11 protein-coding genes are annotated in these 11,973 nt (G+C 74.3%); 8 read left to right on the plus strand and 3 right to left on the minus strand.

What is annotated here, in order from left to right:
- Nucleotides 1-28 precede the first annotated feature (28 nt).
- The gene (locus tag K330_RS0117510) at nucleotides 29-718 is read left to right on the plus strand and encodes a response regulator transcription factor (protein ID WP_022923113.1); all 690 of its coding nucleotides are present in this window, start codon (nucleotides 29-31) and stop codon (nucleotides 716-718) included.
- 6 nt (nucleotides 719-724) lie between these two features.
- Entirely contained in the window at nucleotides 725-1,783 is a 1,059-nt protein-coding gene (locus tag K330_RS0117515) for a sensor histidine kinase (protein ID WP_022923114.1), read from the plus strand.
- Here the strand turns inward: K330_RS0117515 and K330_RS22145 are convergent.
- Nucleotides 1,756-2,304, minus strand: a complete 549-nt coding sequence (locus K330_RS22145) for a GtrA family protein (protein WP_022923115.1) — start codon at nucleotides 2,302-2,304, stop codon at nucleotides 1,756-1,758. The genes K330_RS0117515 and K330_RS22145 overlap by 28 nt on opposite strands.
- Before the next feature lie 41 nt (nucleotides 2,305-2,345).
- Between K330_RS22145 and K330_RS0117525 the strand changes: the two genes are divergently transcribed.
- The 6 genes from K330_RS0117525 to K330_RS22150 all read left to right on the plus strand — a co-directional run bounded on the left by K330_RS0117525 (nucleotide 2,346) and on the right by K330_RS22150 (nucleotide 8,545).
- A complete protein-coding gene (locus K330_RS0117525) occupies nucleotides 2,346-3,581 on the plus strand; it encodes a 5-(carboxyamino)imidazole ribonucleotide synthase (RefSeq protein ID WP_022923116.1) in 1,236 nt (411 codons plus the stop codon).
- A 38-nt stretch (nucleotides 3,582-3,619) separates the two neighbouring features.
- The gene (gene purE / locus K330_RS0117530; protein WP_051145677.1) at nucleotides 3,620-4,105 is read left to right on the plus strand and encodes a 5-(carboxyamino)imidazole ribonucleotide mutase; all 486 of its coding nucleotides are present in this window, start codon (nucleotides 3,620-3,622) and stop codon (nucleotides 4,103-4,105) included.
- A 150-nt stretch (nucleotides 4,106-4,255) separates the two neighbouring features.
- Nucleotides 4,256-5,275, plus strand: a complete 1,020-nt coding sequence (locus tag K330_RS0117535; RefSeq protein ID WP_022923118.1) for an LLM class F420-dependent oxidoreductase — start codon at nucleotides 4,256-4,258, stop codon at nucleotides 5,273-5,275.
- 55 nt (nucleotides 5,276-5,330) lie between these two features.
- Nucleotides 5,331-6,491, plus strand: coding sequence for an acyl-CoA dehydrogenase family protein (locus tag K330_RS0117540; protein ID WP_022923119.1), 1,161 nt, complete (start codon nucleotides 5,331-5,333; stop codon nucleotides 6,489-6,491).
- Between the two features lie 7 nt (nucleotides 6,492-6,498).
- Nucleotides 6,499-7,311, plus strand: a complete 813-nt coding sequence (locus K330_RS0117545; protein ID WP_022923120.1) for an isocitrate lyase/PEP mutase family protein — start codon at nucleotides 6,499-6,501, stop codon at nucleotides 7,309-7,311.
- 169 nt (nucleotides 7,312-7,480) lie between these two features.
- Nucleotides 7,481-8,545: a serine hydrolase domain-containing protein gene (locus tag K330_RS22150; RefSeq protein ID WP_022923121.1), complete on the plus strand. Its 1,065-nt coding sequence runs from the start codon at nucleotides 7,481-7,483 to the stop codon at nucleotides 8,543-8,545.
- Nucleotides 8,546-8,566: 21 nt separating this feature from the next.
- On the opposite strand, the gene K330_RS22155 is transcribed toward K330_RS22150, so the two are convergent.
- Complete coding sequence (locus tag K330_RS22155) at nucleotides 8,567-10,387, minus strand: serine/threonine-protein kinase (RefSeq protein ID WP_022923122.1); 1,821 nt, start codon at nucleotides 10,385-10,387, stop codon at nucleotides 8,567-8,569.
- A gap of 122 nt (nucleotides 10,388-10,509) precedes the next feature.
- Nucleotides 10,510-11,946 carry an LCP family protein gene (locus K330_RS24405; protein ID WP_022923123.1) on the minus strand — a complete coding sequence of 479 codons (1,437 nt, stop codon included), beginning with the start codon at nucleotides 11,944-11,946 and terminating at the stop codon, nucleotides 10,510-10,512.
- Nucleotides 11,947-11,973 lie beyond the last annotated feature (27 nt).

Below are 11,973 nucleotides of genomic sequence, written 5' to 3' on the forward strand. Positions count from 1 at the left end.
TGGCTGCCTGCCGACGAGGGAGGACGACATGACGAGGGTGCTCCTCGCGGAGGACGACCCCACGATCTCCGAGCCGCTGGCGCGAGCCCTGCGGCGCGAGGGTTATGTGGTGACCATCGCCGACGACGGGCGCGCGGCGCTCGCCGAGGCCGTCCGCGAGCCCGGGCACGACCTGCTGGTGCTCGACCTGGGCCTGCCCCAGCTCGACGGCCTGGACGTCTGCCGCTCGATGCGCGACGCCGGGGTCCGCACCCCGGTGCTCATGCTCACCGCACGCACCGACGAGATCGACACCGTCGTCGGCCTGGACGCCGGTGCCGACGACTATGTCACCAAGCCCTTCCGGCTCGGCGAGCTCCTCGCCCGGGTCCGCGCCCTGCTGCGGCGCGGGCCGGAGGCGCCGGCCAAGCGGGGCGGCGGCGCCCTGCGCATCGACGTGCAGGCCCGGCGGGTCTTCCTGCACGACGAGGAGATCCGGCTGACGACCAAGGAGTTCGACCTGCTGCGGGTCCTGATGCGCGAGGAGGGTCGGGTCGTCTCCCGCGACCTGCTCATGCGTGAGGTCTGGGACAGCTGGTTCGGCTCCACCAAGACCCTCGACATGCACGTGTCGGTGCTGCGCCGCAAGATCGGGGACGACGCGCACGACCCCCGCTACATCGTCACGGTGCGCGGGGTCGGCTTCCGCTTCCAGAACGACCCTGACGGGACGGACTGACCCCCGTTGCGCGCGGTCCTGCGGGAGCTCGCGGTCCGGATCGCCCTGGTCGTCGCCGCGACGGCACTGGTGGCCGGGGGGCTGGCCTCCTGGATCATCGTCGAGCTGCGCGGCGGCCCCTTCGAGGAGGCCCGGACCCCGCTGTGGGTCCTCGTCGCGACCGTCCTGGGAGCCTCCGTCCTCGTCGTCGCCGTGACGGTGCCCGTCGTGCGGTCGCTGGCGGACCGGACGGCCGAGACCGTCGCCGACCCGCTGCGCCGCCTGGCCCACCGCACCGACGAGATGGCCTCCGGTGGCTTCGCCCTCGACCCCCAGACCCGGCCCGGCCGGGTCGTGCTGCCCGAGCCGTGGCGGGCGGGCATCCGCGAGATCGACGCCGTCGCCCGGGAGATCGACCGCCACCACAGCACCTTCGCCAAGGCGCTGGTCTCCGAGCGCTCCTTCGCCGCCGACGCCTCGCACCAGCTGCGCACCCCGCTGGCCGCGCTGCTGCTGCGGCTGGAGGAGATCGCGCAGTCGCAGGACCCGGCCGAGGCGCGCGCCGAGGCCGAGATCGCCATCGGGCAGGTGGAGCGGCTCACCGGGGTCGTCGACGAGCTGCTGCGCCGCACCCGCGCCGGGCACGCCACCGGCGGCGCCCTGAGCGCGGTGGACCAGGTGCTGGCCGGCCTGGACGAGGAGTGGACGCCCTCCTTCACGGAGCGTGGCCGCTCCATCGAGCTGACCTGCGAGCGCGGCATCATCGTCGACGCCAGCGCCTCGGCGCTCTCGCAGGTGCTCAACACGCTCGTGGAGAACGCGCTCGTGCACGGTGACGGGCGGGTCGAGGTCCATGTCGCGCGCTCGGGCCCCTCGGCGGTCTTCCGGGTCAGCGACCAGGGCCCCGGCATCCCCCCGCACCTGGCCCGGACCGTCTTCGACCGCGCCGTGACGACCGGGCAGGGCACGGGCCTGGGGCTGGCCGTCGCGCGGGAGACCTCGGAGACGATCGGCGGCCGGCTGGAGCTGGTGCAGGTGCGCCCGCCGGTGTTCGCGCTCTACCTGCCGCTGGCCCAGACGCCCTGAGGCTCGCGGGGCTCGTCCAGCTCGTCGCGCTCCTCGGCCTCCAGCTCCCCGCGGAAGACGAACGTGCGGTAGGCCCAGAACCGGAAGAGCGTGCCGAGCACCAGCCCGACGCCGTTGCCGGCGATGTTGTCGGCCAGCTGGCTGTGCAGGTCCAGGACGTAGCGGGAGAAGCCCAGGCAGGCCAGCGCGATCGCCAGCCCCAGCGCGTTGAAGACGACGAACAGGCCCAGCTCGTGGGCGACCGCCGCGCGGCGCCGGTGCCGGAAGGTCCACAGCCGGTTGCCCAGCCAGGAGAAGACGGTCGCCACGCTCGCCGACACGACCTTGCCGGCCAGGGGCTGGCCCTCGAGCGGACCGTCGAGCACGCCGGGCAGCCCGAAGACGAGCAGGTTGTAGAGCAGGGTGTCGAGGACGAACGCCACGGCGCCGACCGTGCCGAACTTCGCGACCTCGCGCGACAGCGTGTCGTAGAGCAGCCGCAGGCGCCAGGCGATGCGCGCACGGGGCGGGGGCGGGGTCACGGCCGAGAGTCTACGGTCCGGCGCTGGGTAGGGTCTGGGTCGTGACCTCGACACCTCAGCCTCCCGCCCCGCTGCGTGCCGAGGGCGGCTTCCCGGTCGTCGGCATCGTCGGCGGCGGCCAGCTCGCCCGCATGTGCCAGCCCCCGGCCGTCGCCCTGTCGGTGACCCTGTCGGTGCTGGCCGAGTCGGAGACCGCCAGCGCGGCCCTGGTCGTGCCGCACAGCCCCGTCGGCGAGCACACCGAGCTCGAGGACGTGCGCGAGTTCGCCCGGCACTGCGACGTGGTGACCTTCGACCACGAGCACGTGCCGGCCGACGTCCTCGCCGCCCTGGAGGCCGAGGGTGTGGCCCTGCACCCCTCGCCGGCCGCCCTCGTCTTCGCCCAGGACAAGCTGGCGATGCGGCGCCGGCTGACCGAGATGGGCATCCCGTGCCCGCGCTGGGCGCAGGCCCGCACCCGCGAGGACGTCGAGACCTTCGGCCGCGGGGTGGGCTGGCCGCTGGTCGCCAAGACCCCGCGCGGCGGCTACGACGGCAAGGGGGTGCGGGTGTGCCGTGCGGCCGCCGAGCTCGACGACTGGCTCGCGGTCGTGGGAGAGCCCGGTGCCCTGGCCGACGGCATCCTGCTGGAGGAGGCGGTCGATTTCACCCGCGAGCTCGCGGCGCTGGTGGCGCGCAGCCCCTCCGGGCAGGCCGCGGCCTGGCCGATCGTGCACACCGTCCAGGAGGGCGGCATCAACACCGAGGTGCTCGCGCCGGCGCCCGACCTCGACGACGCGACGGCGCGGGCCGCGACCGAGGGTGCGCTGCGCATCGCCGGCGAGCTGGGCGTCACCGGCGTCCTCGCCGTCGAGATGTTCGAGGTGCGCGACCCGGCCACCGACGAGACGGCATACCTCGTCAACGAGCTGGCCATGCGCCCCCACAACAGCGGGCACTGGACCATCGAGGGCTCGGTCACCAGCCAGTTCGAGCAGCACCTGCGTGCGGTGCTCGACCTGCCGCTGGGCGACCCGTCGGCACGCGGCCCGTGGACCGTCATGGCCAATGTCCTGGGCGGGGACTACGAGGACCTCTACCCGACCTACCGGCACCTCATGGCCCGCGACCCCGGCCTGAAGATCCACCTCTACGGCAAGGGCGTGCGGCCGGGTCGCAAGCTGGGGCACGTCACCGTCTACGCGGGGCCCGGCGGGAGCGGCCCCGAGGAGCTGGAGGTGCTGCGCGAGAGGGCGCGGCACGCCGCGGACTACCTGCGAGGAGTGGTGACCGAGTGAGCGAGCACACGCAGGACCGGCCGCTGGTCGGCCTGGTCATGGGCAGCGACAGCGACTGGCCGGTGATGGAGGCCGCGGCGCAGGTGCTGGAGGAGTTCGACGTGCCCTTCGAGGCCGACGTCGTCTCCGCGCACCGGATGCCGGACGAGATGATCGCCTACGGCCGGCAGGCCGAGGAGCGCGGGCTGCGCGTCATCGTCGCCGGTGCCGGCGGCGCGGCCCACCTGCCCGGGATGCTGGCCTCGGTCACCGTCCTGCCGGTCGTCGGCGTGCCCGTGCCCCTGAAGCACCTGGACGGCATGGACTCGCTGCTGTCGATCGTGCAGATGCCCGCCGGGATCCCGGTGGCGACGGTCTCGGTGGCGGGATCCCGCAACGCCGGCCTGCTCGCGGTCCGGGTGCTGGCCGCCGGCGAGGGGGAGCGCGCCGCCGCCTGGCGCGAGCGGCTCGCCCGCTTCGCCGAGGACCTGCGCGACCAGGCCCACGCCAAGGGCGAGAGGCTGCGGGAGCGGCGGCAGGGCTGAGCGCCGCACCGCCAGGCTGTGCACGAGCCACTCCGGTGAGTGGCAGATGCACGCCGAGCGCCGGTATGCCGTGCACGAGCCACTCGGGTGAGTGCGTCGTGCACCCCGCCCGCCGCGACCGGGCCTGGCCGGGGCACTACGTTGGGGCCCATGCGCTTCGGACTCTTCGTGCCCCAGGGCTGGCGGCTGGACCTCGTCGGCATCGCTCCCGAGCAGCAGTGGGGGGTGATGCTCGACCTCGCCCAGCGCGCCGACGCCGAGGAGGGGTGGGAGTCGCTGTGGGTCTACGACCACTTCCACACCACGCCGGAGCCGACGCAGGAGGCCACGCACGAGGCCTGGACGCTCATGGCCGCCTTCGCCGCCGTGACCGGGCGCGTGCGGCTGGGGCAGATGTGCACGTGCATGAGCTACCGCGAGCCCACCTACCTGGCCAAGGTCGCCGCGACGGTCGACGTCATCTCCGGCGGCCGGGTCGAGATGGGCATCGGCGCGGGGTGGTACGAGCACGAGTGGCGCGCCTACGGCTACGGCTTCCCGGGTGCCGGTGAGCGCCTGGCCCGGCTGCGCGAGGGCGTGGAGATCTTCCGCCAGATGTGGACGACCGGCTCGGCCACCCTCGACGGCGAGCACTACCAGGTCGACGGCGCCCTGTGCTGGCCCCGGCCCCTCCAGGGGACCGCGTTCCCCGGGTCCGAGCGCAACGGCATACCGGTGTGGGTGGCCGGCGGGGGTGAGCGCAAGACGCTGCGGATCGCGGCCGAGCACGCCGACTACACCAACTTCGACGGCAGCCCCGAGGGCTTCGCCCACAAGTCGCAGGTGCTGCGCGGCCACTGCGAGGACCTCGGGCGCGACTTCGGCTCGATCGTGCGCAGCGCCAACTACAACGTCGTCATCGGCCGCGACGAGGCCGAGGTGGCTGACCGGCTCGCCGGCATCAAGGACCGGATGCTGCGCGGGGGCCTGACCGAGGACGCCGCGGAGCAGCAGATGCAGAGCCTGCGCCGCCAGCCCGCGGTGGGCACCCCGGAGCAGATCGTCGAGACCCTGCGCGGGCTCGAGGCAGCGGGTATGACGTACGCGATCACCTACTGGGCCGAGGCCGCCTACGACACCTCCGGGATCGAGCTCTTCGAGGACGAGGTGATGCCCGAGCTGGGCGGCTGACGCGTGCGTCAGGTGCGGTGCGGGAGCCGCCCGGAGCACCAGTAGGCTGCTGGGTATGAGCGACTTCGACCTGTTCCGGATCAGCGAGGATCACGAGGCCCTGCGCGAGGCCGTGCGCGAGGTGGCCGACGAGCAGATCGCCCCGCACGCCGCGTCGGTCGACGAGGAGAGCCGGTTCCCCGACGAGGCGCTCAAGGCGCTGGTGGCGACCGACTTCCACGCCCCGCACATCGCCGAGGAGTACGACGGGGTCGGCGCCGACGCGCTCGCCACCTGCATCGTCATCGAGGAGGTGGCCCGCGCCTGCGCGAGCTCCTCGCTCATCCCGGCGGTCAACAAGCTCGGCACGATGCCGCTCATCCTGGCCGCCAGCGACGAGATCAAGAGCAAGTACCTGCCGCCGGTCGCCCGCGGCGAGGCGATGTTCTCCTACGGCCTGTCCGAGGCCGGGGCGGGGTCGGACACAGCCGGGATGACGTGCAAGGCGGTCGAGCAGCCCGACGGGTCGTTCGTGCTCAACGGGCAGAAGTCGTGGATCACCAACGCCGGGGTCTCGGAGTACTACACGGTGCTGGCCGTGACCGACCCCGAGGGCCAGCGGGGCCGCAACGTCACCGCGTTCGTGGTGGAGAAGGACGACGAGGGGTTCACCTTCGGCGCACCCGAGAAGAAGCTCGGGATCAAGGGCAGCCCGACCCGTGAGCTGCACTTCGACAACTGCCGCATCCCCGGCGACCGCATGGTCGGGGCACCGGGTGAGGGCCTGAAGATCGCGCTGCGCACCCTGGACCACACGCGGGTCACGATCGGTGCGCAGGCCGTCGGCATCGCCCAGGGCGCGCTCGACGCGGCCGTGGCCTACGTCAAGGAGCGCAGGCAGTTCGGCAAGGCGATCGCGGAGTTCCAGGGGGTGCAGTTCATGCTCGCGGACATGGCGATGAAGCTCGAGGCGGCGCGGCAGATGGTCTACGTCGCCGCGGCCAAGTCCGAGCGCGGCGACGCCGACCTGCCGTTCTTCGGCGCGGCGGCCAAGTGCTACGCCTCGGACGCGGCGATGGAGATCACCACCGACGCGGTGCAGCTCTTCGGCGGCTACGGCTACACCAAGGACTTCCCGGTCGAGCGGATGATGCGCGACGCCAAGATCACCCAGATCTACGAGGGCACCAACCAGATCCAGAGGGTCGTCATGGCCCGCCAGCTCCTCAAGGGCTGAGCCGGCCATGCGGGGCGCGGCCGGCACGGTGGCCGAGTTCCACCGGCTCCACGAGGCCGGCTGCTTCGTGATGCCCAACCCCTGGGACGTCGGCAGCGCCAGGGTCCTGGAGGACATGGGCTTCCCGGCGCTGGCCACCACCAGCTCGGGCTTCGCGTGGACGCTGGGCCGCCCCGACACGCGTGCGCCCTTCGAGGCCGTCCTGGAGCACCTGCGCGCCGTCGCCTCGGCCGTCGACGTCCCCGTCAACGCCGACCTCGAGGACGGGTATGCGGTCGCGCCGGAGGACGTCGCCACCAACATCGGGCTGGCGGTGCGCACCGGGGTGGCGGGCCTGTCGGTCGAGGACTCCTCGCGCGGCGGCGAGGACCCGCTGCTGGACCGTGACCTGGCGGTGGCCCGGGTGGCGGCCGCCCGCGAGGAGATCGACCGCAGCGGCACCGGCGTGCTGCTCACCGCCCGCTCCGAGGGGTTCGTCGTGGGCCGCCCGGACCTCGAGGAGACGGTCCGGCGGCTGCGGGCCTACGCCGACGCCGGGGCCGACTGCCTCTACGCCCCCCGCATCACCACCGTCGAGGAGATCCGCGCGGTGGTCGGTGCCGTGGCTCCCCGGCCGGTCAACCTGCTGGTCAACGCACCGTTCGTGACGGTGGACGAGGCCGCGGACCTGGGTGTGCGCCGGATCAGCGTGGGCGGCACGCTCGCCCGGGCCGCCTGGGGCGGGTGGCTGGGGGTGGCCCGGCAGATCGCCCAGGACGGGACATTCACGGGCTTCTCCGACCTGCCCGACGTCGACGCGCTGCACCGCGAACGTCCCTGACGAAGGCTCGTGCCGTTCTGTCGTGACACGCCTGTCGCCCCGGCGACAGGCGTGACACGACAGCGGCGCACGGAGGTCCTCGGCGCGGAGGACGGGGGTCCTCGGCGCAGCAGCGCCGCGCCGGGATAACGCCTTGCCCTCGCCACCGGCGGTCGGCCACGCTGGCCCGATGAGCGACCAGCAGTGGCGAGAGCTCGCCGACCACGCCGCCCGCCTCGAGTCCGAGCAGCACTTCTCCGGGGTCCTGCGCGCCACGCGCGGCGAGGAGGTGCTCTACGAGTCCTGCCACGGGCTCGCGGACCGGGGCTGCGGCATACCCGTCACCCCGTCCACGCGCTTCGCCACGGCCTCGCTGAGCAAGATGTTCACGGCCGTCGGGGTGCTCGACGCGGCCGGCCGGGGCGAGGTGGGGCTGCACGACGCCGTCGTGGACGTCCTGCCCGTGGACCGGCGGCCCGCGACGCTGCGCGCAGATGTCACCGTGCACCACCTGCTGTCGCACACCTCGGGCATCGCGGACTACGCCGAGGAGGACGAGGACCTGCCCGGCTACCAGGCCGACTACGGGGCGATCTGGACGGACCTGCCGAACTACCGGGTGCGCGACGACCTCGACATCCTGCCCCTGTTCGCCGACCTGCCCCCGGTCTGCCCGCCGGGCACCGCCTACCACTACAGCAACGCCGGCTACGTGCTGCTGGGCATCCTGCTCTCCCACGTCTCCAGCCTGCCCTTCGCCGAGGCGGTGACCACCCGGGTGATGGAGCCGGCGGGGATGACCGCCAGCGGCTACCCGGCGATGGACGAGGTCCACCCCGACGTCGCGACCGGCTACCTGCCGCCGCTGTCGCCCGGTGGTCCGTGGCGCACCAACGTCTACTCGGTCCCCGCGCAGGGCGGAGGTGACGGGGGCGGGGTCGTCACGGCGCAGGACGTCGAGCGGTTCCTGCGCGCGGTCGCCCGGGGCGGGGTATGGCGTGGCGTCACGCCCGAGGACGTGCTCACGCCGCGCGCCGACGTGAACCGGCGGTGGGCGGTCGGCTACGGCGTGGAGATCCGTCACGACGGCGTCTTCGGCAAGGACGGCGGGGACCCCGGGGTGGCCGCCGTGTCGCGCTACCGTCCGGGGACCGACACCTCGGCGGTGGTGCTCGCCAACGTCGACTGGGACACGGTGGAGGGGCTCCCGGACCTCGCGAACGCCCTCATCGACGCGGCGATGCCGGAGGCCTGAGCCGACGGGCCCGGTCGGCCGTCAGCCGCCGGTGCTGGCGTCGTCGTCGCCCTGGTCGTCCGTGCCCTCGTCCGCGGGGTCCGCGTCGGCCGGGGCCTCGTCCCCGCCGTCCTCACCCCCGCCGTCCTCTCCCGCCCCGGTCTCGAGGCTCTCGGACCGGCATCCCGTCGTCGACGTGGTCTGCGTGACCCGCTGCACGATGAGCGCCTCGGTGCCGCGGCGGGCGACCTGCATGGTCTCCTGCTGCACGATCGTGCAGGGGCCGTAGGCGTAGGTCGCCGTGGCCACCGTCTCGACCACGCCCTGCCCGAGCTCGCGCGAGCCGTCGACGGTCACCTCCACCGACTCCAGACCCTCGGCGATCGCCTCGTCGACCGGCACCCCCTCGACCATGTACTGCCTCGCCGCGGCCAGGCCCTCGTCCTGGAGGGCCGTGTAGAACGCGCGCACGGTGCCCTCGGCCTCCTCCGTGCTGACCGGCTGGTCCTGCGTCGCGGTCGTCGTCGGGGAGGGGCTCGCGTCGTCCTGCCCGGGCAGGCCGCCGGAGGCGATGGTCCACACCAGCCACGCCAGCAGGGCCACGAGCGGGATCGCGACCAGCCACACCAGCACGGAGGTGCCCCGGCCACCGCTCCGGCGCCCGGCCGGCGGCGCGGTCCGGCGCGGACCGGCGACCGGGGCCGCAGGACCCGCGTGACGCGCGTCCGGCGCCGACTGGGGGCGTGCGGCATACCCGTGGTCGGCGACCCCGGGCCCCCCGCCGGCCGAGGGACCCCCTCCGCCGGAGCGGGCCGGCTGGACGGGGACCTGGCGGGTGGTCTCCGGACCGACCATCTGGGTGCGGTCGGCATCGCTCCGGCCCTCGTCCGCGGCCCAGGCGGCGCCCGCCGCCGCTCCCGCTGCCGAGCCGGCCGCGGCGCCGGCCGCGGTGCCCGCGGCGGCACCCGCCGCAGCGGCGCCACCCCCGGCCCCGGGCCGTCCCTCGGCGAGCTCCGTCAGGGCCTGGGCGGCACGCTCGGCCGTCCACCGGCGGGAGGGGTCGGGGTCGAGCATGCCGCGCAGGACCGGCTCGAGCGGCCCGGCGAGCCGGGGGGCTCTGGGGGTGTCGCGCGCGATCATGTGCAGCTGCGCCACCGGGTTGCCCGCGTCCGGGTAGGGACGTCGCCCCTCGACCGCCGCGTAGAGGGTCGCGCCGAGCGCCCACACGTCCGAGGCGGCCGACGGGTCCTCACCGCGGGCCAGCTCGGGGGAGAAGTAGGCGGCCGTGCCCGAGACCATGCCGGTGCGGGTGAGCTGGTGGTCGTCCTCCGCGCGGGCGATGCCGAAGTCGGTGAGCTTGGCGTCGCCGCCGCTCTCGTCGGTGAGCAGCACGTTGCCCGGCTTGACGTCGCGGTGGACCACCCCGGCCCCGTGCGCGGCGGCGAGCGCCGTCGCGACCTGGGCCCCGATCCGGGCCACCTGGGCCACCGGCAGGGCCTGGCCCCTGTCGAGCACGGTGGACAGGGCCGGGCCGGGGACGTACTCCATGACGATCCACGGGAAGTGGTCGTGCACGAAGGCGTCGTAGACCCGCACGACCTTGTCGTGCGCCAGGGCCGCGCTCGTCCTGGCCTCGCGCAGGCCCCGGGTCACCAGGACCTCCGCGTCCGTCTCGCCGGCCACCCGCTTCAGGGCCACCTCACGCCCCAGGTGCTCGTCCAGGGCCAGCCACACGATGCCGCCACCGCCCCGGCCCAGGGTGCGCAGGATGCGGTACCGCCCGGCGACGATCTCCGGGTCGTCGCCGACCGGGGTCTCGCGGGTGGTCTCCAGGTCGGGATCGCGCTCCTCCGGCACGAGCATCACCTCCAGGTGGTGGCGGACGGTGTCGACCCTAGCGGTCTGCGAAGGCAGGAGCCCTCGCAGGAGGGGACGGCACGTGTCCGGGGTGGGCGGGTCGTCGGGTCCTTCTCCTCCGGGTCTGCTCAGGGCTCGACGGTCACGGGCCGGCCCTCGCGCAGCGCGCTGAAGAGCTCTGCCGCGCCGGCCTCGTCCCAGAGCACGGTGCTGCCGACGTTGGTGGGGTGGTTGGGGTTGGCGACGGGCACGGTCAGGGAGTGGCCGCCGCCGCCTGCGATCGTCCGCATCGCCAGGGCCATGCGGCCCGCCTCCAGCATCGAGGTGTCCTCGCCCAGGGCCAGCGCCTCCCCGGTCGTGGTGCCGACCGAGTGCAGCCGCAGCGGGTTCAGCACCGTCGCGGGGCTGGCCATCTGGTTGACGAGGGCGGACAGGAACTGGCGCTGCCGCTCGACCCGGCCGAGGTCGCCGCGCTGGTCGCTGTAGCGCATCCGCACGTAGCCCAGGGCCTCCGGGCCGGTGAGGTCCTGGCACCCCGCCTGCAGGTCGATGTGGGCCTTGTCGTCCTGGACCGGGGCGTCGAGGCACATGTGGACCCCGCCCACCTCCTCGACGACCCCGACGAAGCCGCCGAAGCCGATCTCCATGTAGCCGTCGACCCGGATCCCGGTCGCCTGCTCCACCGTGTCGACCAGCAGCGCCGGCCCGCCGGTGGAGTGCGCGGCGTTGAGCTTGTTGGGACCCTGGTCCCGGATCGACAGGTAGGAGTCGCGCGGGAGGCTGACCAGCGTCGGGTCACCCATGGTCGGCACGTGCAGCAGCATGACGGTGTCGGCGCGCGATCCCTCCGCCTGGCCGGTCCCGAACTCGCTGCGCTCCTCGTCGGTGAGCTGCTCGCGGCTGTCCGTGCCCACCAGCAGGTAGGCGGCGCCGGAGGACCCGCCGGGGCGGTCGGCGACGTCCGGCGTGGCGTCGACGCGGCTGACGCTGCCCCAGACCAGGGCGACGACCACGATCATCGTCACCAGGTAGGCCACGAGCAGGAAGGTCAGCAGGGCCATGAACCGGCGGAACCCGTAGCGCGCGCGGCGCCGGGGCGGTCGCCCGCCACCGCCGGGACGGGGACGAGCAGGGTGCCCCGGATGAGGCCCACCGCCCGCTGCGCCGCGTCGCACGTCGCGGGACCGGTCGTCGCGGGGGCGGGGACGGCGCTCGTCGTCGTCGTAACCGTGATCACGGCGACGGTCGTCCTCGGACCGCCCGCGGCCGCGGGGCCGCGGGACCCAGTCGCCGTTGTCGTCGTAGTAGCCGCGGGCACCGTGGTCCGCCTCGTAGCCCCCGTCGCCGTAGCCTCCGTCGCCGTACACGGGGTCGTCGTCACCCTGGCCGTCGTACCCGCCCCGCGGCATGGCCTGCGTGGGCTCGGGGTCCTCGTCCCGCCAGCTCCAGCCGCCGTCGTGGGACTGGCCGCGCGGGACGGCGCGGGTCGGCTCCGCCTCTCCGCGTCCCTGACGGGGGGAGCGGGGCACGGGGCGGGTCCAGTCGTCCTGGGGGTTGTGCGGCACGAGGTCAAAGAGTAGGCCAGCGGTCTG

This window comes from Ornithinimicrobium pekingense DSM 21552 (assembly GCF_000421185.1).
Classification (GTDB): domain Bacteria; phylum Actinomycetota; class Actinomycetes; order Actinomycetales; family Dermatophilaceae; genus Ornithinicoccus; species Ornithinicoccus pekingensis.